Genomic DNA, 17,127 nt, shown 5'->3' with positions numbered 1-17,127 from the left:
ACCCCAATCCCGCGGGCGTCCTTTTTCCTCGCCGGCCCAGTCTACCTACCAACCAAGCCTGCCTACCAACCAAGCCAGAGCGCGACCAGGGCGACCACCGCCGGCACGGTCTGGATGAACAGTATCTTGCGGCCGACCGTCGCCGCGCCGTAGAGGCCGGCAATGGCCACGCACAACAGGAAGAAGACCTTGACCTGAAACCCGGCGGCGCCGAGGTAAAGCCCCCAGATCAGACCGGCGGCGAGAAATCCGTTGTAGAGGCCCTGATTGGCGGCGAGCACCTTCGAGGCCCTGGCGAATTCGGGCGTCAGGCGGAATGTCTTGTGCCCGCTCGGCGTGTCCCAAAGCACCATCTCGAGATAGACGATGTAGACATGGATCAAGGCCACCAGCCCGACCAGGATGTTGCCGACCATTTGCTCCCCCCTGCACGCGTCGCCCGCAGCATTTCATGTGTGGCATCGCCTGCGCAAGGTGCATCTGCCGGGAGGTATCTGAGGGTTGCCAACGCTTTTGCGTTGGTGTCTTTTCGCGCCGTCCTCAATCACGGAAGTCGCCATGTCCTTTCAGAAACTCGACGACCTCGGCCACAAGCTCGAAGCGCTTGAGCATGCACTGGCCATCCTCGGCGCTGACGAAGCGACGCATATGGCCGTCGGCGGCGGCGAGAAGCGTGCCGAGGCGATGGCGGCACTGGCCGGCATGTACCACACCAGGGCGACCGCACCGGAGATATCGGACTGGATCGCCGCCGCCGAAGCCGAGGCGCTCGACGACGAGCAGCGCGCGGCGCTCGGCGAATTGCGGCGGCAATACACCAACCTGACCTGCCTGCCTGTCGAATTCGTCGAACGCCAGACGACGGCGCGCATGCGTTGCGAGCAGCTGTGGCGCGACCTGCGCGCCAAGAACGATTGGGCCGGTTTCCAGCCGGCGCTCGAGGGCGTGGTGGCGCTGGTGCGCGAAGAGGCGGCTCTGCGCTCCGACGTGCTGGACCTCGCCCCCTACGATGCGCTGATGGAGCAATTCGACCCAGGCAACCGCACCGCGGACATCACCCCGGTCTTCGCCGACCTGAAAGCCTTCCTCAAGGGATTCGTACCGGAGGCACTGGCGATCCAGGAGGCGCGGCTGCGCAAGCATCCGCTGAAGCCGCTTTCGGGTACCTATGCGATCGACAAGCAGCGCGAACTCGGTCTTGTCATGATGGCCGCGGTCGGTTTCGACCTGACGCACGGCTCGCTGTCGGTGTCGCACCATCCCTTCTGCGGCGGCGTGCCCAGCGACGTGCGCATCACCACCCGCTACAAGACATCCGATTTCCTGTCGGCGCTGATGGGTGTGCTGCACGAGACCGGCCACGCGCTCTATGAACAGAACCTGCCGAAGGCATGGTCGCACTGGCCGCTGGGCAAGGCGCGCGGCATGGCCGTGCATGAAAGCCAGAGTCTGTTCGTCGAAAAGCAGATCGGCCGCAATCCCGCCTTCTGGCGCTGGGCGCTGCCGGTGGTGGAGAAGCATCTCGGCGAGGCCTGGTCACTCGACGATCTCCTGCCGCATGTGCATCGCGTCGAGCGCGGCCTGATCCGCGTCGACGCCGACGAGGTGACCTATCCCCTGCATGTCATCCTGCGCTACGAGTTGGAGCAGGAGCTGGTCTCGGGCAGGCTGGAGGTGGCTGATCTTCCCGAAGCCTGGGATGCCAAGATGCGCGACTATCTCGGCCTCTCCACGATTGACAATCCGGCCGACGGGCCGATGCAGGACGTGCATTGGCCGGGCGCCGCCTTCGGCTACTTCCCGTCCTACACGCTGGGCGCTATGATGGCGGCGCAGCAATGGGCCACGCTGACCCGGGAACACCCTTCCGCCGATGACGACCTGGCGAAAGGGAATTTCGCTGCCATCAACGACTGGCGCCGCGAGAAGATATGGTCGCAGGGGTCGCGCTGGTCGACACCGGACCTGCTCGCGCGCGCCACCGGCGAAAAGCTCAATGCCGTGTATTTCGTCAATCACCTGAAGCAGCGCTACGGCGGATGAAATCGGCCATCGTGCCATCCGGATTCGGCAGACGGTAACAGCCCGCCGTAACCTACTCCGCCGCGCCCCTGAAGGCGCTGGCGCCGGTCTCGAACTGCAGCTTGGCCAGCCTGGCATAGATGCCGCCCTTGGCCACCAGGCTCTGATGCGTGCCTTCCTCGACGATGCGGCCGCCATCCATGACCAGGATCCTGTCGGCCTTCAGCACCGTTGCCAGCCGGTGGGCGATGACGATGGTGGTGCGGCCCTGCATCAGCCGCTCCAGCGCCGTCTGCACCAGCGTCTCGCTTTCGGCGTCGAGCGCCGACGTCGCTTCGTCGAGCAGCAGGATCGGCGCGTCGCGCAGGATGGCGCGGGCGATCGCCACGCGTTGGCGCTGGCCGCCGGACAGCGTGACGCCGCGCTCGCCGACCTGGCTGTCATAGCCATTCTCAAGCTTGAGGATGAATTCGTCGGCCAGCGCGTCCTTCGCGGCAGCCTCGATTTCGGCATTGCCCGCGCCCGGCCGGCCGAAGCCGATATTGTCGCGCGCGCTCGCCGCGAAGATGGTGACGTCCTGCGGCACGATGGCGATGCGCTCGCGAACAGCGACTGGATCAGCCTCGCGCACGTCGACGCCGTCGATCAGGATCTTGCCGGTTTCGGGATCGTAGAAACGCAGGATCAGCGAAAACACCGTGCTCTTGCCGGCCCCCGAAGGACCGACGATGGCCACCGTCTCGCCGGGCATGACCTGAAAACTCAAGCCATGGACGGCGGCGCGGTCGGGCCTTGCCGGATAGGAGAAGGAGACGTCGTCGAAGACGATCGCGCCCTTGGCAACCGACGGCAGCGGCTTCGGATCGGCCGGCGCCTGGATCGCCGGCTTCTCGGCGAGGATTTCGGTCAGCCGTTCGGCCGCGCCCGCCGCCTGGGCCAGTTCGCCCCAGACTTCCGACAGCGCGCCGAGCGCACCGGCGGCGAACACCGAATAGAGCAGGAACTGGCCCAGCGTGCCTGGCGACAGATTGCCGTCGAGCACATCGCGCGAGCCGAACCACAGCACCGCCACGACAGACGAGAAGATGGTGAAGATGGCAAAGAAGGTGAGGAAGGAGCGTGCGAAGATCGAAGCGCGTGCAGCCTCGAAGGCAGCCTCCACCGCGCCCGAAAACCGCCCGGTGACCAGTTTCTCATTGGTGAAGGCCTGCAGCGTGCGCACCGCGCCGATCTGCTCGCTGGCATAGGCTGTCGCCTCGGCAAGCGTGTCCTGCGCCTGCCTTGACTTGCGCCGCACCGAGCGGCCGAAGGCGACCAGGGGCAGCACGATGATGGGAATGGCTGCGATGACTAGGCCGGACAGTTTCGGGCTGGTGATGACCATCATTCCCACCGCGCCGAGGCCGAGGATGACGTTGCGCAACGCGACCGAGGCCGTGGCGCCGACCGCCGATTTGACCTGCGTGGTATCGGCGGCGAGCCGCGAGACGATCTCGCCCGACTGCGCTGTGTCGAAGAAGGCAGGCGACAGCGTCGTCACATGCGCAAAGACATCGCGCCTGATATTGGCGACGACGCGTTCGCCCAGCGTGATGACGAAATAATAACGGCAGGCCGATGCCGCCGCCAGCATGGCGGCCATCGCCACCAGCGCGGCAAAGTATTCGGCGATGAAGGTGGTGCTGGATGACGAAAAACCATGGTCGATCATCCGCCGCACGGCCAGCGGCAGCGCCAATGTCGTTGCCGCCGCGATGGCCAGCGAGATGAGGGCGCCGACGACCAGCGTGCGATATTGCGTGATATAGGGGAACAGGCGTCTGAGCGGCTTGAGCGAGCGTCGGCGCTCGTCTGCGCTGCTTGATTGCGCCATCTCGGTGTTTCCTCTAGCCGCTTCAGCTCTAGGCGTCGCAATATGCGCTTGCCGCGGCCTTGTGATTCAATTCCGCCTGATGTATAGGCTCGCCGACCGTTTTAGAAGCCGTGGCTCCTCAATAGCTGCGGCTTCGAGTTTTAAAAAGAGGCGCATCGACGCAGGCTCATGCCCGTCAGCCGCGCCGGCAAGCCAGGAACCGAGCCATGAAGAGCGCTATCCATCCCGACTACCACACCATCAAGGTCGTCATGACCGACGGCACCGAGTACACGACCCGTTCGACCTGGGGCAAGGAAGGCGATACGATGAACCTCGATATCGACCCGACCACCCACCCGGCCTGGACCGGCGGCCAGCAGACCCTGCTCGACCGCGGCGGCCGCCTGTCGAAGTTCAAGAAGCGCTTCGAAGGTTTCGGCCTCTAAGCCAAACAAGGCTTGCAGATCAAAAACCCGCCCTTGTGGCGGGTTTTTTGTTGCTACCGACGTAGATCGCCTAGGGCTGACGCTTGGCCCACCTCCCCCTTGTGGGGAGGTCGGACCGAAGGTCCGGGTGGGGGTCTGCGCCGCCCCCACCCCGCTGCTTCGCAGCGACCCTCCCCACGAGGGGGAGGGTGAGAGAGCATCCTACTCAGCCAGCAGCTCCCGCAGCGCCATGCGCTTGTAGGCGGCGACCAGCCTGTCGCCCTCCTGTCGCTCGACCGAGATGGCCAGCCGCACCGCCGCCTCGCCCATCTGCCAGACGAGGAACGCGGTGGTTTCCAGGGCGACAGGGTCGGCGTCGGGACGCAAGCGCTTCAGCACCGCGACGAGGAACTCCGCATTGGCCCGGCTGTCGGCGAGTTCGAGTTGGCGCAGCGCCTTGTCGGCCTGCGTGCCCGACCAGATGTCGCGCATCACCGGCTCTGCCAGGAACAGCCCGTAATAGATATCGACCAGGTCCGAGAAAGCCCGCCGCAGGCCTTCGGCATCGCCGACATTGGCGAGTGCCGCTGAAATGCAGGCCTGGCTCTCGGCCGTGTAGCGCTCGGCCAGCGCCCAGATGATCGCCCGCTTGTCGGGAAAGAACTGGTAGAGCGAGCCGATCGACACCCCTGCCCGCTCCGCCACCTCGCCCATGCGCATGGCGTCGCTGCCTTGCTCGGTGATCAGCGCCGAGGCCGCGGCCAGCATGCGCTCCACCCGCTCGCGGCTGCGCTGCTGGCTTGGCGCCCGCCGTGGCGAAGCCATCTGCTCGTTGGCCGGCGTGCCTTCCATGGACTGTCTCCAATAACGCATTCGGCACAATCGCCGGGGAAATGGCTTGACTCGCAAAATACGAGGGTTTATCACGTTTTGCAAATGTGAGGATTACTCATGTTTTGAAACGGAGGAAAACCACCATGACCGACACCAAACCAATCCTGATCCTCGGCGGCACCGGCAAGACCGGCCGCCGTCTTGCTGAACGGCTTACGGCGCGCGGCATTCCGGTACGGATCGGCTCCCGTTCCGGCACGCCGCGCTTCGACTGGGAAGCTCCGGCAAGCTGGACTCCCGCACTCGAGGGCGTCAGTGCGGTCTACATCAGCTACTATCCCGACATTGCCGTGCCGGGTGCCGCCGAAGTGATCGGTGCCTTCACCCGCCTTGCCGTGGAGCATGGTGTTCGCCGGCTGGTGCTGTTGTCGGGCCGCGGCGAAACGGAAGCCCAGCGCGCCGAAGAGATGCTGAAGGCTTCCGGGGCCGACTGGACGATCCTGCGCTGCGCCTGGTTTTCGCAGAATTTCAGCGAAGGCTTTCTCGTCGAGCCGCTGCTGGCAGGCGAGGTGGCACTGCCGGTCGGACCTGTCGGCGAACCCTTTGTCGATGTCGACGACATCGCCGACGCCGCCGAAGCGGTGCTGACCAAGCCCGGTCATATCGGCCAGCTCTATGAGCTCACGGGGCCGCGGCTTTTGAGCTTCGCCGACGCGGTCGCCGAAATTGCCAAGGCGGCGGGACGCGACATCCGCTTTGTCAGAATTTCGCATGACGAGTTCACCACCGCTGTCGCCTCGCATGAACTGCCACCCGAATTCGTCTGGCTGCTCGATGAACTGTTCACCCAGGTGCTCGACGGCCGCAACGAGTCGCTCACCGACGGTATCCAGCGCGTGCTCGGCCGCGCGCCGAAAGACTTTTCCGCCTACGCAACCGAAACCGCCGCTAGCCTGGTCTGGAGCAACTGAGATGATCAAGCTTCTTCCCGCCCTCACCATCATTGCCGCGATCGGCTCGGGCCTCGTCGCCGGCGTGTTCTTCGCCTTTTCCAATTTCGTCATGGCAGCACTTGCCCGGCTGCCTGTCCCGCAAGGCATCGCGGCGATGAATTCGATCAACATCACGGTGATCACGCCGACTTTCATGACGGCGCTTTTCGGTACCGGCCTGCTCTGTCTGGTGCTTATCGCCGCCGCCATCATGGGCTGGGCCCAGTCCGGCTCGTACTGGCTATTCGCCGGCGCGGTGATCTACGTGATCGGCAACCCGATCGTGACCATGGTCTTCAACGTGCCGCTCAACGATGCGCTTGCCGCCGTCGACCCGGCCAGCAGCAACGGCGCCGCCGTGTGGGCGAACCATCTGAGCCAATGGGTGATGTGGAACCACATCCGCACCATCACCGCCATCGTGGCGATGGCCTGCTTTATCTTCGCATTGCTCTGAACGAGACGCTTACGAAACACACTCGGACCCCGTCTCAGGCGGGGTCTTTTTGCGCATGTCCCTTCGACGTGTGGCCCTTGCGATCGGAATGACCGAGATCGCGATCCGGGTCGATCACGTCGCGCACCAGCTGCTTGAGCTTTGCCGCATCCGGAAAACCGCCATCGCGCTTGCGGTCCCAGACCAGCACGTCGTTGCAGGAGACGGTGAAGACGCCGCCTGTGCCGGGCACCAGCGTCACCTCGCCGAGATCGGTGCCGAAGGTGGAGAGCAGCTCCTGCGCCATCCAGCCGGCGCGCAGCAGCCACTGGCACTGCGTGCAATAGGTGATGCGGATGGCGGGCAACGCTGTCATTTTACCACTACGGTCGTTCTTGCCAGCCGGTCGTAGATGGGATCGTGCCTTCTCGCAAGTGAGACCATGATCCAGATCGCCCAGGCCGCGCACGCAACACCGGCAATGATCATCAGCAGCAAGTAGGATCGTGAAGTCATCAGTGCTTCGAGCTGAGCGGGGTCTCTGACCAGCACGACAGTGCCAACCCCGAGCATCAGTATCGGAACAAGGCCCCCATAGGTGGCGACCTGGCGCAACAGGGCCCGACCGAAGGGAACGCCTATACTGCCGGGATTCTCCCTGTCGACAACCCTGATCCCTGTCGCGCGCTTGCCAAACGTCCCTCCGGTCTTCCACTCCATGCAAGCCATGTACGCAAGCAGTGCCAGGATGGCGATCCAGGTTACATCGAAGACGCCATAGATCGGCCTGCCGTCCGCATCAAGCCAGTATTCCCGAAAGAAGCTGGTCTTGGAATGGCCTTCTACGGTCGTCTTCGCGACGACTAGCTTGCGCTCGGTGACAAGGCCGAGGAGGGACGACCGGCAATCCTCGATCGAATTAAAGCCTTCCGGCGGCGCCGGCTGGAGGCCCTCCGGAAGCACATCAAGTGAATTGCAAACAGTGGTCTTGAAGCCAAAGCTTCCCTGGATCTGGCCGTTGGTCACGCCAAATAGAACGGCAACGACCACTTGCAGCGGAATGAGCACCAAGGCTGCATCACATAACAACGCTCCAAAACGCCGCCAAAAGCCGGCACGAGGGCGCGCCAAAATGCTGTCCCGAGGCATCTCGGCCCTGGTTCCACCAATTGTCATCGCTTCCCCCCAGTCAAACCGGGGCGATGCTGGACAATTCAAACAGGGTTTTCAATCGCGCAAGGCGACAATATTTCGAAACTCACGCCGCGCTGAGCTTGGCCAAGGTCTCGTCGTCGACCTCGAAATTGGCGTAGACGCTTTGCACGTCGTCGTCGTCCTCGAGCGTGGCGACCAGCTTCATCAGCGACTGTGCCCGTTCCTCATCGACCGGGACATTGGTCTGCGGCTGCCAGATCAGCTTCACCGATTCAGCCTCGCCGAGCGCGGTTTCCAGCGCCTTCGACACCTCGCCGAGATTCTCGAAGGCGCAATAGATCGTGTGGCCTTCCTCGTCGGATTCGACATCGTCGGCGCCGGCTTCGATCGCCGCTTCCATGACCTTGTCGGCGCTGCCGGCCGATGCCGGATAGTAGATCTCGCCGACACGGTCCCACATGAAGGATACCGAGCCGGTTTCGCCCATCGCGCCGCCGGCCTTGGTAAAGGCGGCGCGCACATTCGACGCCGAGCGGTTGCGGTTGTCGGTCAAGGCCTCGACGATGACGGCGACGCCACCTGGGCCATAGCCTTCATAGCGCACAGCCTCGTAGTTCTCGGCATCGCCCATCGAGGCCTTGTTGATGGCGCGCTGGATATTGTCCTTCGGCATCGACACGGCCTTGGCGTTCTGGATCGCCAGCCGCAGGCGTGGATTCATCGATGGATCGGGCGTGCCGCTCTTGGCGGCAACGGTTATTTCGCGCGCCAGCTTGGAAAACATTTTCGACCGCACCGCGTCCTGGCGGCCCTTGCGGTGCATGATGTTCTTGAACTGTGAATGGCCAGCCATGGCACCCCTGTCGTCTTCTCGGCTAGAGCATCCTGCAGCCAGGTGGATCACCTTGCCCTGCGCAGAAATGCTCGAATTCAAAATTTCAGAGCGTCCCAGGTGCAACCCACGGAAGCACGGCGTTCTCTGTCGGAATGGCCGGCTTATAGATAAATCGGCTCAATTCGTCCAGCGCGCCGTGTTGCGGCGATCCCCTGCAACGCCTTATGCCTCCAGATCGGACTTCAGCCGGTCGATGATGCTGAGCGCATGGCCGGCATACTGGCTGATCCAGCGATCATGGATCTGCTTGATCGGCAGGGAATTGAGATGGTTCCAGCGTTCGCGTCCGTCACGGCGCGCAACGATCAGCCCGGCCTCCTCCAGCACCTTGAGATGCAGCATGACGGTGCAGCGGTCGATGTCGGGGAACACATCGCACAGCATGCCGGTGGTCTTCGGCTCGTCCTTCAGCTGATCCAGCATTTCGCGCCGGCGCGGATGCGCCAGCGCCTTGAAAACATTGTCATCTTGCGATCGGCTTGACATGTTATTTTTATATAACATATCCTTGAGCCGATCAAGCAAGGAGCTGTGGATATGTCCCTTGGATTCCGGGTTTCAGGACGCATTGGCAGGCCGGTCGCCGAAGTCTTCGACGCTGTCGTCAATCCGAAGAAGCTGAGCGGCTATTTCACCACCATCGGCGGCGCCAGCGCGCCGCTGGAAACCGGCATTGGCGTCGTCTGGTGGGGCAAGGTGCCGGTCGAGGTCGACGAGGTGGTCAGGGACAGCCGCATCGTGCTGCGCTGGGACGCCACCGATGCCGACGGCAAGCCGGCCTACAAGACCCGCATCGAGATGAATTTCGAACCGCTGGACGATGGCGGCACCTTCGTCACCATTGCCGAGAGCGGCTGGCAGGAAGGCGCGGTCGGCTTGAAGAAATCCTACCTCAACTGCGAGGGCTGGTCGCAAATGCTGGCCTGCATGAAGGCCTATGTCGAATACGGCATCAATCTGCGTGACGGCTACTACCGCAGCGAGATGAAGGGCGAACCAGCCAACGAGACCAATGTTTGAGCAACGGAGCCAGCAATGACTGCAAAAATCAGCGGAGGCATCAACATCGCCATGAAGGTGCCGCCGCACCAGTACCAGGCAACAATCGCCTTCTACCGCGACGTCATCGGCCTGAAGCCGTTTACCGCCAAGGCACCGGCCATCGGCTTCGAGCTCGGTCCGAACCGGCTGTGGATCGATGAAGCGCCAATGTCGAGTCAGGCCGAGGTCTGGCTGGAACTGTTCACCAATGACTTTTCAGTCGCCGCCGCCCAGCTCGCCGAGGCCGGTGTCGTGCGGTGCGATGCCATCGAGCCCCTGGGCGAGGGCTTTCGTGGCGGCTGGATCACCAATCCTGCCAACATCGTTCACATGGTTCGCGAACCCGACGCCTGGTAAGCGCAAAGCCCACGGCGGACCAGCCTCAATGCCCGTCGCCGGATTTCGCTTTCCTGCGCCGCCGTGCCAGCATGTTGAGCCCCTCGACCAACGCTGAGAACCCCATCGCCGCGTAGATGTAGCCCTTCGGCACATGGTAGCCCATGCCGTCGGCGATCAGCGTCATGCCGATCATCAACAGGAAGCCCAGTGCCAGCATGACGATGCTGGGGTTCCTGGCGATGAAGTTGGCCAGCGGCCCCGCCGCCAGCATCATCACGGTGACGGCCACGATCACCGCAATGTACATGATGGCGATCTCGTCGGTCATGCCGACGGCGGTGATGATGGAATCGATCGAGAAGACCAGGTCGAGCAGCAGGATCTGGAAGATCGCGCCAGCCAGCGAGATCTTGAGCGTCTCGCCCAGCATCGTGTCCTGATGGTCGTCCGGATCGACGGTATGATGGATTTCCTTCGTCGCCTTCCACACCAGGAACAGGCCGCCCGCAATCAGGATCAGGTCGCGCCAGGAGAAGCCATGGTCGAATGCCGTGAACACCGGCGTCGTCAGCTGGACGATGACCGAAATGGTGGCAAGCAGCACCAGCCGCATGACCAGTGCCGCCGAGATGCCGAGCCGGCGGGCGCGGGCCCGTTGCGCCTCCGGCAGCTTGTTGGTCAGGATCGAGATGAAGATCAGATTGTCGATGCCGAGCACGATCTCCAGCACCACCAGCGTCAGCAACGCGACCCAGGCCGTTGGGTCGGATACAAAGTGAAAATGCGGCGCCAGGAACTCAATGAGCTGCATGGAGGTCGTCCCCTCTACGATCTAGAGCAGTGTCGCCGGCAGTTAGGTACTACAAACCTCTATATCAATGTCACGACCAGAAAGACGGAGCCGTTTCTTCAAGTCTCGGCCCGCGACGAAACGGCGCGATCTTTTCGGTCAGGCCCGTGCGGTCGGAAATAGTCACGCCAACACCGCACAATGTTGCAGGTCCAGTCGCAGCCTCGAAGCGGCCTTTCGGCACTTTCGACAGGAACCGGTTGAGCGGCTCCTCCTTGTCCATGCCGAGCGAGGAATCATAATCGCCGCACATGCCGGCGTCGGAAATGTAACCCGTGCCCCCGTTGAGGATCTGATGATCGCCGGTCGGCTGGTGGGTATGGGTGCCGACGACGAGGCTGGCGCGGCCGTCGACGAAATGCGCGAAGCACATCTTCTCCGAGGTCGCTTCGGCGTGGAAGTCGATGACCACCGCATCGGCCTGCTCGCCGAGCGGACAGGCGGCAAGCTCGCGCTCACCAGCCTGGAACGGATCGTCGAGCTCCGGATGCATGAACACCCGGCCCATGATGTTGGCGACCAGGACCCTGGCACCGCTCCTGGCGATATAAACGCCGGATCCGCGCCCGGGCGTGCCCCTGGGAAAATTGGAGGGGCGAAGGAAGCGCTCCTCGCGCGGCGCGAAGGCGAGCGCGTCGCGCTGGTCCCAGACATGGTTGCCCGTGGTCACGACATCGGCGCCCGCCGCGATCGTCTCGCGAAAGATCTCCTCGGTGATGCCGAAACCGCCGGCGGCGTTCTCGCCATTGACGATGACGAAGTCGAGTTTGAAATCCGAGATCAGGCCAGGCAGTTGTTCCCACACCGCCGTGCGTCCCGTCTTTCCAACCATGTCTCCGAGGAAGAGAAGTCTCATATGATCCCGCACCGAAAGTCAGCGAAGCAAAAGCTGCATGACTCCAGCGAAAAGATCATGCCTCCATTATCTACAATTTCGGCGTGAAGCGGCGCAACCCGTTCTCTGTGAGTATTTCCGGGATGACGACGTCGTGGGGTTCATCCGGAACCTGCGGAACTTCCTGGCAGTCGAAGGCGATGCCGATCAGCCGGGGCGCATGCCCCTTGTCGACGAGCTTCGCGATGGCGCGGTCGTAATAGCCGGCGCCATAGCCGATGCGGTGACCGCGCGCATCGAACGCGGCGAGCGGCACCAGCATTACCTCGGGATCAAGCACCTCGGCCTCTTCATGGGGCCCAACCGTGCCGAAGCCCATGTCCACCATCGGCGCCCCGCGAACCAGCTCGCGAAAGACGATCGTGGTCTTGTCGAGAATGGCCGGCAGGCAAAGTCTCGCGCCCTTTTCGCGCAGGGCGAACATCAACGGCCTGACGTCGACTTCCGAACGCATCGGCCAGAAGCCGGATACGATCTGGCCGGGCTCGATAGCGAGATGATCGCGCGCCGTCTCGGCCATTTCGAGCGCGGCCTCGACCCGCCAGAATTCATCGAGTGCATCACGGCGTCCAAGCGCTTCGCGCCGCAGCTGTTTTTTCAGGTCTTTGAGAGATGTCATGCGCGGACGATAGAAAAGGCCGGGTAGGGATGGCGTTTTAGGAGCGACGTTTTCTACCGCACCATCCACCGGAATGCATGGGCGCATGCAAGAGGTGACGATCCACGCGACCGGTGGAGAGAGCGATCCCGGGAACCTACAAAGTAGGTGGGCGCCGTGTGAGAAAACCCACGGGTCTTCCCAGGGACAGCTCCCTAAGGATCGTTAAGGCCCCGGGGAAAATGTTCTCCTGCCGGGAAGCGCAGACCGTCTCCCCCAATATAGGCCGATGGTCCCCCGAGCGCCAGAGAGTTGCCATTCTTTCCGTGCCGGGCTCGCGACGTCGCATCGCCGCCCCACTCTTGCGCCGGCCGGGCCGCCTCCTTACGGTCGCCCGGAATGAATGAAGGAGCAAAAATGCGTTTCGAAGGCACGGCGGCCTATGTCGCCGACAAGGACCTGATGGTGGCCGTCAACGCGGCGATCGCGCTGGAACGGCCCCTGCTGGTCAAGGGCGAGCCCGGCACCGGCAAGACCGAGCTTGCGCGCCAGGTGGCGGCGGCCCTCGGCCTCGAGCTCATCGAATGGCACGTCAAATCGACGACGCGGGCGCAGCAAGGCCTTTACGAATATGACGCCGTGTCGCGGCTGCGCGACAGCCAGCTCGGCGATGCCAGGTTCAACGACATCAACAACTACATCAAGCGCGGCAAGCTGTGGGAAGCGTTCGCGGCTGGCAAGAAGGTCGTGCTTTTGATCGACGAGATCGACAAGGCCGACATCGAATTCCCCAACGACCTCCTGCAGGAACTCGATCGCATGGAGTTCTTCGTCTACGAGACCGGCGAGACCATACGCGCCGCCGTGCGCCCCATCGTCATCATCACCTCCAACAACGAGAAGGAGCTGCCCGACGCTTTCCTGCGCCGCTGCTTCTTCCACTACATCCGCTTTCCCGACGTCGACACGCTGCACAGAATTGTCGACGTCCACTATCCCGGCATCAAGCAGAACCTGGTGCGGGCGGCCCTCACCCAGTTCTACGAGATCCGTGATGTACCGGGCCTGAAGAAAAAGCCTTCGACCTCCGAGGCGCTCGACTGGATCCGCCTGCTGGTCGCCGACGACATCGCGCCCGAGGATCTGCGCGCCGACCCCAAGAACGCGCTGCCGAAACTGCACGGCGCACTGCTGAAGAACGAACAGGACGTCCATCTGTTCGAGCGGCTGGCCTTCATGGCCAGAAGGCAGCAATAGGCAGGCAGCAATAGCGCTTTCCCCTTCTGTGGACCGTTGCTGCCGGCCGGACAGGAAGGCAGCTTCGGCCCGAACCCTTCGGAGGAATGAAATGTCTGAGATTATCGTCCGCCCGCTCGCGCAGTCCGACCACGCCGACTGGAAGCGCCTGTGGACCGACTACCTCACCTTCTACGAAACCAAGCTGCCGGAAGAGGTCTACGCCGTCACCTGGAAACGGCTGTTCACGGAAGGCGAGTTCGAGCCGAAAGGCTTTATCGCCACCCTTGACGGCAAGGCCGTCGGCCTCACCCACTATCTCTACCACCGCTCAGGCTGGTCGGAGAAAAACAACTGCTATCTGCAGGACCTGTTCGCCGACCCGGACGTGCGCGGCAAGGGCATCGGCGCGGCGCTTATCAAGGCAGTGAAGGACGCGGCGGAAAAAATCGGCGTCAAGAATGTCTACTGGATGACGCACGAAACCAACACCACCGCGCGCAAGCTCTACGACCATGTCGCGCGTCGCACCGGCTTCATCGAGTACGATCTGCTATAGATAGAAGATGTTCATCCCCTTCTTCCTCGAACTGAAGGCAGCGCGTGTTCCCGTCTCGCTGCGGGAATATCTGTCGCTGCTGGAAGGATTGGAGGCCGGGCTGGTCGACTATGACGTCGAGGGTTTTTATTACCTTGCCCGCGCCGCCTTGGTGAAGGACGAGCGCCATATCGACCGCTTCGACCAGGTGTTCGCCCATGTCTTCAAGGGCATCGAGGCGCTGGGCGGACCGGATGCGGTTGATGTCGCCAACATCCCCGAGGAATGGCTGCGCCGTCTCGCCGAAAAGCACCTGACGGAGGAAGAGAAAAAGCTGGTCGAGGCGCTCGGCGGCTTCGAAAAACTGATGGAGACCTTGAAGCAACGGCTCGAGGAGCAGAAGGGCCGCCACCAGGGCGGCTCGAAATGGATCGGCACCGGCGGCACCTCACCCTTCGGCGCCTATGGCTATAATCCCGAAGGCGTGCGCATCGGCCAGCACGAAAGCCGCAACCGCCGCGCGGTGAAGGTGTGGGACAAGCGCGAGTTCCGCAATTTCGACGATGCCGTCGAACTCGGCACCCGCAACATCAAGATCGCGCTGAAGCGGCTACGCCGCTGGGTGCGCGAGGGCGCCGAGGAGGAATTCGACCTGCCCGGCACCATCCACGCCACCGCCGAGCACGGCTATCTCGACGTGCAGACGCGGCCCGAGCGGCGCAATGCCGTGAAACTGCTGATGTTCTTCGATGTCGGCGGCTCGATGGACGACCATGTCAAGAGCGTGGAGGAGCTGTTTTCGGCGGCACGAGCAGAATTCCGCCAGCTCGAATATTTCTATTTCCACAACTGCCTCTACGAAGGCGTGTGGAAGGACAACCGGCGCCGCCATGCCGAGGTGATTTCGACCTTCGACCTCCTCCACAAATACGGCCCGGACTACAAGGTGATCGTCGTCGGCGACGCCTCGATGAGCCCTTATGAAATCGCCCACCCCGGCGGTTCGGTCGAGCACTGGAACCCGGAGGCCGGAGCCGTCTGGCTCGGCCGCATGCTGCAGCAATGGCCGAACGCGGTATGGCTCAATCCGGAAAACCAGAAGAACTGGGGCTATACCCATTCGATCGCGATGATCCGCGACATCTTCGGCGGCCGCATGTTCCCGCTGACGCTGGCCGGGCTTGAAGCCGCCACGAAGCAGCTTTCTCGGAAACATTGATCTTGTCGAAGGTCCGCCGCTGGGCGAACCTGTAACAAATGCCTATGTTCATGCGAATATGAGTTGCAACCAATAACGAGCCGCCAAGGCTGAGGAGATCAAATGGACACCCACACCTACCCCGTCACCCGCACCGATGCCGAATGGCGTGCCCGGCTGACGCCGGAGCAGTATGCGGTCATGCGCGGCCACGGCACCGAGCGGCCGGGAAGCTGCGCCCTGCTCTATGAGAAGCGCGCCGGCACCTTTTCCTGCGTCGGCTGCGACCAGCCGCTGTTCGAATCCAAGCTGAAGTTCGAGAGCGGCACCGGCTGGCCGAGCTTCAACGATCCGGTGCCGGGTTCGGTCGAGAACACCATCGACCGCAGCTACGGCATGGTCCGTACTGAATGCCACTGTGCTCGCTGCGGCAGCCATCTCGGCCATGTCTTCGAGGACGGCCCGCCGCCGACCGGCCTGCGCTACTGCATCAACGGCGTGGCGCTGACATTCGCGCCGGCGGCCTGAACGATATCCTGCAGCTTTCGGCAAAGGGCGGCTTCAGCCGCCCTTTTTCGTGAGCGCTCAACTGAATCTCGCCTCAGACAACAACTGACGCGATCAGCCAGAGCGCCGAGCCCAGCATCATCAACAATGCCTTGGCGCCTGATGTCTCGGCCGTCCGCCAGACCGCGATGGTGAGAAAGATGTTGTAGGGCACCGGTGCGAAATGCACCGCCAGCACGAGGCCGAGCGGCATCTTCAGCCCAAGCAGGATCAGCGCTGCCACGGACGATGCGATGCTGATCCCCGTCCCGACCAGCAGCATGTCGCGCCAGAACAGCCGATCGATCGGCGCCAAGCCAAGCCAACGCGAGCGGAAGAAGGACCTGACGCCTTCCCGGGACACCGGCGCCTACCCCTGCCCGAGCACTTCTGTGACCGCGCGCTCGACACGCGAGCATTCGGTCACCAGCCAGTCGGTCATCGCCGGCCAGTTATCCTCGGCAAAGCAATTGACTCGCCACATCGAATTGATGCCGAGGCCCTCGCAGCTTTGTTCCGGCCGGAGCTTGAGCCGGTCCTCTATCTCTGGCTGGAACGGCTTCAGGCGCGACCAGCTTTGCGTCGCGCCGAACTTCTCGTTGCGGCCGAAGAAGACGCCGACATGGTTCTGCGCCGGCGCGACATACATGGAGATGACCAGGGCGAAATCAGGCAACCCGCGCTGCCAGAACCAGGGTCCGCGCCGTGCCAGCCGGGCTCTTTCTTCCGGATGCCGCTCAGCGAACAGCGTCCAGAAGCCGCGATGGCGGAATTCCGAAGCGCGACGGCTGCCGAAATCGAATTCGCTCATGGTTCAAACCGTATCTCCCGCAACCGCATCGGCTCCGGGCGGTCAAAGCAATTCCAGGAAAGGTGTGAAACGCTTTCCCCTGGGAATTGCGTCAACAAAGAGATAGGGCAGTTCGCCGTTTGCGTGAAACGAAGAACGCTCTGGTCCTACTCCATGCCGAGCGCGGCCATGTACAGATCGAGGATGGCATCCTCTTCCTGGCGCTCGGCCTGGTCCTTCTTGCGCAGACGGATGATGGTGCGTATCGCCTTGGTGTCGAAGCCGGTGCCCTTGGCCTCGGCGAACACTTCCTTGATGTCGTCGGCGATCGTCTTCTTTTCTTCCTCGAGCCGCTCGATGCGCTCGATGAGGGCACGCAGCTGGCCGGCGGCAACAGTCTGGCTGGTCTCGGTGATATCGTCGGCCATGTTCTTCTCCAAGGATTGTTTCTGCGCCGCGACTCGCAAAGTTGCCGGCAGCGA

23 protein-coding genes and 1 other RNA gene are annotated in these 17,127 nt (G+C 62.9%); 10 read left to right on the top strand and 14 right to left on the bottom strand.

Annotated features, from left to right (window positions below; translation table 11 throughout):
• Positions 1-62: 62 nt before the first annotated feature.
• Entirely contained in the window at positions 63-416 is a 354-nt protein-coding gene (locus tag MesoLj_RS07030; RefSeq protein WP_202325546.1) for a DUF1304 domain-containing protein, read from the bottom strand.
• 142 nt (positions 417-558) lie between these two features.
• Here MesoLj_RS07030 and MesoLj_RS07025 point away from each other — a divergent pair, with 142 nt between their 5' ends.
• Complete coding sequence (locus tag MesoLj_RS07025; protein ID WP_202325545.1) at positions 559-2,043, top strand: carboxypeptidase M32; 1,485 nt, start codon at positions 559-561, stop codon at positions 2,041-2,043.
• Positions 2,044-2,095: 52 nt separating this feature from the next.
• On the opposite strand, the gene MesoLj_RS07020 is transcribed toward MesoLj_RS07025, so the two are convergent.
• Positions 2,096-3,895: an ABC transporter transmembrane domain-containing protein gene (locus MesoLj_RS07020; protein ID WP_202325544.1), complete on the bottom strand. Its 1,800-nt coding sequence runs from the start codon at positions 3,893-3,895 to the stop codon at positions 2,096-2,098.
• A gap of 206 nt (positions 3,896-4,101) precedes the next feature.
• Between MesoLj_RS07020 and rpmE the strand changes: the two genes are divergently transcribed.
• Positions 4,102-4,323, top strand: a complete 222-nt coding sequence (gene rpmE / locus MesoLj_RS07015) for a 50S ribosomal protein L31 (protein WP_010912060.1) — start codon at positions 4,102-4,104, stop codon at positions 4,321-4,323.
• A 201-nt stretch (positions 4,324-4,524) separates the two neighbouring features.
• Here the strand turns inward: rpmE and MesoLj_RS07010 are convergent, their stop codons facing one another.
• Positions 4,525-5,154: a TetR/AcrR family transcriptional regulator gene (locus MesoLj_RS07010; RefSeq protein WP_202325543.1), complete on the bottom strand. Its 630-nt coding sequence runs from the start codon at positions 5,152-5,154 to the stop codon at positions 4,525-4,527.
• Positions 5,155-5,279: 125 nt separating this feature from the next.
• Between MesoLj_RS07010 and MesoLj_RS07005 the strand changes: the two genes are divergently transcribed.
• Positions 5,280-6,107 (top strand): NAD(P)H-binding protein, encoded by an 828-nt coding sequence (locus MesoLj_RS07005; protein ID WP_202325542.1) that lies wholly within the window; start codon positions 5,280-5,282, stop codon positions 6,105-6,107.
• Position 6,108: 1 nt separating this feature from the next.
• Positions 6,109-6,585, top strand: a complete 477-nt coding sequence (locus MesoLj_RS07000) for an anthrone oxygenase family protein (protein ID WP_202325541.1) — start codon at positions 6,109-6,111, stop codon at positions 6,583-6,585.
• Between the two features lie 34 nt (positions 6,586-6,619).
• Here the strand turns inward: MesoLj_RS07000 and MesoLj_RS06995 are convergent, their stop codons facing one another.
• The 4 genes from MesoLj_RS06995 to MesoLj_RS06980 form a co-directional block, all read right to left on the bottom strand.
• On the bottom strand, positions 6,620-6,940 hold the full coding sequence (locus tag MesoLj_RS06995) for a SelT/SelW/SelH family protein (protein WP_202325540.1): 321 nt from the start codon (positions 6,938-6,940) through the stop codon (positions 6,620-6,622).
• Entirely contained in the window at positions 6,937-7,740 is an 804-nt protein-coding gene (locus tag MesoLj_RS06990; protein WP_202325539.1) for an RDD family protein, read from the bottom strand. Before MesoLj_RS06990 ends, MesoLj_RS06995 begins: the two co-directional genes overlap by 4 nt.
• A gap of 82 nt (positions 7,741-7,822) precedes the next feature.
• Entirely contained in the window at positions 7,823-8,572 is a 750-nt protein-coding gene (locus MesoLj_RS06985; RefSeq protein ID WP_056575355.1) for a YebC/PmpR family DNA-binding transcriptional regulator, read from the bottom strand.
• Between the two features lie 204 nt (positions 8,573-8,776).
• A complete protein-coding gene (locus MesoLj_RS06980) occupies positions 8,777-9,100 on the bottom strand; it encodes an ArsR/SmtB family transcription factor (protein ID WP_202325538.1) in 324 nt (107 codons plus the stop codon).
• A 51-nt stretch (positions 9,101-9,151) separates the two neighbouring features.
• Between MesoLj_RS06980 and MesoLj_RS06975 the strand changes: the two genes are divergently transcribed.
• Together MesoLj_RS06975 and MesoLj_RS06970 are read left to right on the top strand one after the other, a co-directional pair.
• The gene (locus MesoLj_RS06975) at positions 9,152-9,634 is read left to right on the top strand and encodes an SRPBCC domain-containing protein (protein WP_202325537.1); all 483 of its coding nucleotides are present in this window, start codon (positions 9,152-9,154) and stop codon (positions 9,632-9,634) included.
• A 15-nt stretch (positions 9,635-9,649) separates the two neighbouring features.
• A complete protein-coding gene (locus MesoLj_RS06970; RefSeq protein WP_202325536.1) occupies positions 9,650-10,012 on the top strand; it encodes a hypothetical protein in 363 nt (120 codons plus the stop codon).
• 25 nt (positions 10,013-10,037) lie between these two features.
• Here the strand turns inward: MesoLj_RS06970 and MesoLj_RS06965 are convergent, their stop codons facing one another.
• From MesoLj_RS06965 to ssrS, 4 genes are all read right to left on the bottom strand, one after another.
• A complete protein-coding gene (locus tag MesoLj_RS06965) occupies positions 10,038-10,805 on the bottom strand; it encodes a TerC family protein (RefSeq protein ID WP_140776527.1) in 768 nt (255 codons plus the stop codon).
• A 70-nt stretch (positions 10,806-10,875) separates the two neighbouring features.
• On the bottom strand, positions 10,876-11,700 hold the full coding sequence (locus tag MesoLj_RS06960; RefSeq protein ID WP_056575335.1) for a TIGR00282 family metallophosphoesterase: 825 nt from the start codon (positions 11,698-11,700) through the stop codon (positions 10,876-10,878).
• Between the two features lie 70 nt (positions 11,701-11,770).
• Positions 11,771-12,358 (bottom strand): 5-formyltetrahydrofolate cyclo-ligase, encoded by a 588-nt coding sequence (locus MesoLj_RS06955; RefSeq protein WP_140776529.1) that lies wholly within the window; start codon positions 12,356-12,358, stop codon positions 11,771-11,773.
• A 95-nt stretch (positions 12,359-12,453) separates the two neighbouring features.
• A non-coding RNA gene (gene ssrS, locus MesoLj_RS06950) (6S RNA) lies at positions 12,454-12,609 on the bottom strand.
• A 145-nt stretch (positions 12,610-12,754) separates the two neighbouring features.
• On the opposite strand from ssrS, the gene MesoLj_RS06945 reads away from it, so the two are divergent.
• The 4 genes from MesoLj_RS06945 (at position 12,755) to msrB (ending at position 15,837) form a co-directional block, all read left to right on the top strand.
• Entirely contained in the window at positions 12,755-13,594 is an 840-nt protein-coding gene (locus MesoLj_RS06945) for an AAA family ATPase (RefSeq protein ID WP_202325535.1), read from the top strand.
• A 91-nt stretch (positions 13,595-13,685) separates the two neighbouring features.
• Positions 13,686-14,132, top strand: coding sequence for a GNAT family N-acetyltransferase (locus tag MesoLj_RS06940; RefSeq protein WP_202325534.1), 447 nt, complete (start codon positions 13,686-13,688; stop codon positions 14,130-14,132).
• A gap of 7 nt (positions 14,133-14,139) precedes the next feature.
• Positions 14,140-15,330, top strand: coding sequence for a vWA domain-containing protein (locus MesoLj_RS06935; protein ID WP_202325533.1), 1,191 nt, complete (start codon positions 14,140-14,142; stop codon positions 15,328-15,330).
• A 102-nt stretch (positions 15,331-15,432) separates the two neighbouring features.
• Positions 15,433-15,837, top strand: a complete 405-nt coding sequence (gene msrB / locus MesoLj_RS06930) for a peptide-methionine (R)-S-oxide reductase MsrB (protein WP_202325532.1) — start codon at positions 15,433-15,435, stop codon at positions 15,835-15,837.
• 73 nt (positions 15,838-15,910) lie between these two features.
• On the opposite strand, the gene MesoLj_RS06925 is transcribed toward msrB, so the two are convergent.
• From MesoLj_RS06925 to MesoLj_RS06915, 3 genes are all read right to left on the bottom strand, one after another.
• Complete coding sequence (locus tag MesoLj_RS06925) at positions 15,911-16,219, bottom strand: hypothetical protein (RefSeq protein WP_202325531.1); 309 nt, start codon at positions 16,217-16,219, stop codon at positions 15,911-15,913.
• 6 nt (positions 16,220-16,225) lie between these two features.
• Positions 16,226-16,666 (bottom strand): hypothetical protein, encoded by a 441-nt coding sequence (locus tag MesoLj_RS06920; protein ID WP_202325530.1) that lies wholly within the window; start codon positions 16,664-16,666, stop codon positions 16,226-16,228.
• A gap of 146 nt (positions 16,667-16,812) precedes the next feature.
• Positions 16,813-17,073 carry a DUF2312 domain-containing protein gene (locus MesoLj_RS06915; protein WP_027053014.1) on the bottom strand — a complete coding sequence of 87 codons (261 nt, stop codon included), beginning with the start codon at positions 17,071-17,073 and terminating at the stop codon, positions 16,813-16,815.
• Between the last annotated feature and the right edge of the window lie 54 nt (positions 17,074-17,127).

It is taken from the genome of Mesorhizobium sp. 113-3-9, assembly GCF_016756515.1.
Lineage (GTDB): Bacteria > Pseudomonadota > Alphaproteobacteria > Rhizobiales > Rhizobiaceae > Mesorhizobium.
The sequence above is the reverse complement of the archived record's forward strand: the minus strand, read 5'-3'. Positions and strand labels throughout refer to the sequence as shown.

Bases quoted from the DNA above. Each gene is read 5' to 3' on its own strand.
- MesoLj_RS07030 (WP_202325546.1), bottom strand. From the start codon at position 416: ATGGTCGGCAACATCCTGGTCGGGCTGGTGGCCTTGATCCATGTCTAC.
- MesoLj_RS07025 (WP_202325545.1), top strand. From the start codon at position 559: ATGTCCTTTCAGAAACTCGACGACCTCGGCCACAAGCTCGAAGCGCTT.
- MesoLj_RS07020 (WP_202325544.1), bottom strand. From the start codon at position 3,895: ATGGCGCAATCAAGCAGCGCAGACGAGCGCCGACGCTCGCTCAAGCCG.
- rpmE (WP_010912060.1), top strand. From the start codon at position 4,102: ATGAAGAGCGCTATCCATCCCGACTACCACACCATCAAGGTCGTCATG.
- MesoLj_RS07010 (WP_202325543.1), bottom strand. From the start codon at position 5,154: ATGGAAGGCACGCCGGCCAACGAGCAGATGGCTTCGCCACGGCGGGCG.
- MesoLj_RS07005 (WP_202325542.1), top strand. From the start codon at position 5,280: ATGACCGACACCAAACCAATCCTGATCCTCGGCGGCACCGGCAAGACC.
- MesoLj_RS07000 (WP_202325541.1), top strand. From the start codon at position 6,109: ATGATCAAGCTTCTTCCCGCCCTCACCATCATTGCCGCGATCGGCTCG.
- MesoLj_RS06995 (WP_202325540.1), bottom strand. From the start codon at position 6,940: ATGACAGCGTTGCCCGCCATCCGCATCACCTATTGCACGCAGTGCCAG.
- MesoLj_RS06990 (WP_202325539.1), bottom strand. From the start codon at position 7,740: ATGACAATTGGTGGAACCAGGGCCGAGATGCCTCGGGACAGCATTTTG.
- MesoLj_RS06985 (WP_056575355.1), bottom strand. From the start codon at position 8,572: ATGGCTGGCCATTCACAGTTCAAGAACATCATGCACCGCAAGGGCCGC.
- MesoLj_RS06980 (WP_202325538.1), bottom strand. From the start codon at position 9,100: ATGTCAAGCCGATCGCAAGATGACAATGTTTTCAAGGCGCTGGCGCAT.
- MesoLj_RS06975 (WP_202325537.1), top strand. From the start codon at position 9,152: ATGTCCCTTGGATTCCGGGTTTCAGGACGCATTGGCAGGCCGGTCGCC.
- MesoLj_RS06970 (WP_202325536.1), top strand. From the start codon at position 9,650: ATGACTGCAAAAATCAGCGGAGGCATCAACATCGCCATGAAGGTGCCG.
- MesoLj_RS06965 (WP_140776527.1), bottom strand. From the start codon at position 10,805: ATGCAGCTCATTGAGTTCCTGGCGCCGCATTTTCACTTTGTATCCGAC.
- MesoLj_RS06960 (WP_056575335.1), bottom strand. From the start codon at position 11,700: ATGAGACTTCTCTTCCTCGGAGACATGGTTGGAAAGACGGGACGCACG.
- MesoLj_RS06955 (WP_140776529.1), bottom strand. From the start codon at position 12,358: ATGACATCTCTCAAAGACCTGAAAAAACAGCTGCGGCGCGAAGCGCTT.
- MesoLj_RS06945 (WP_202325535.1), top strand. From the start codon at position 12,755: ATGCGTTTCGAAGGCACGGCGGCCTATGTCGCCGACAAGGACCTGATG.
- MesoLj_RS06940 (WP_202325534.1), top strand. From the start codon at position 13,686: ATGTCTGAGATTATCGTCCGCCCGCTCGCGCAGTCCGACCACGCCGAC.
- MesoLj_RS06935 (WP_202325533.1), top strand. From the start codon at position 14,140: ATGTTCATCCCCTTCTTCCTCGAACTGAAGGCAGCGCGTGTTCCCGTC.
- msrB (WP_202325532.1), top strand. From the start codon at position 15,433: ATGGACACCCACACCTACCCCGTCACCCGCACCGATGCCGAATGGCGT.
- MesoLj_RS06920 (WP_202325530.1), bottom strand. From the start codon at position 16,666: ATGAGCGAATTCGATTTCGGCAGCCGTCGCGCTTCGGAATTCCGCCAT.
- MesoLj_RS06915 (WP_027053014.1), bottom strand. From the start codon at position 17,073: ATGGCCGACGATATCACCGAGACCAGCCAGACTGTTGCCGCCGGCCAG.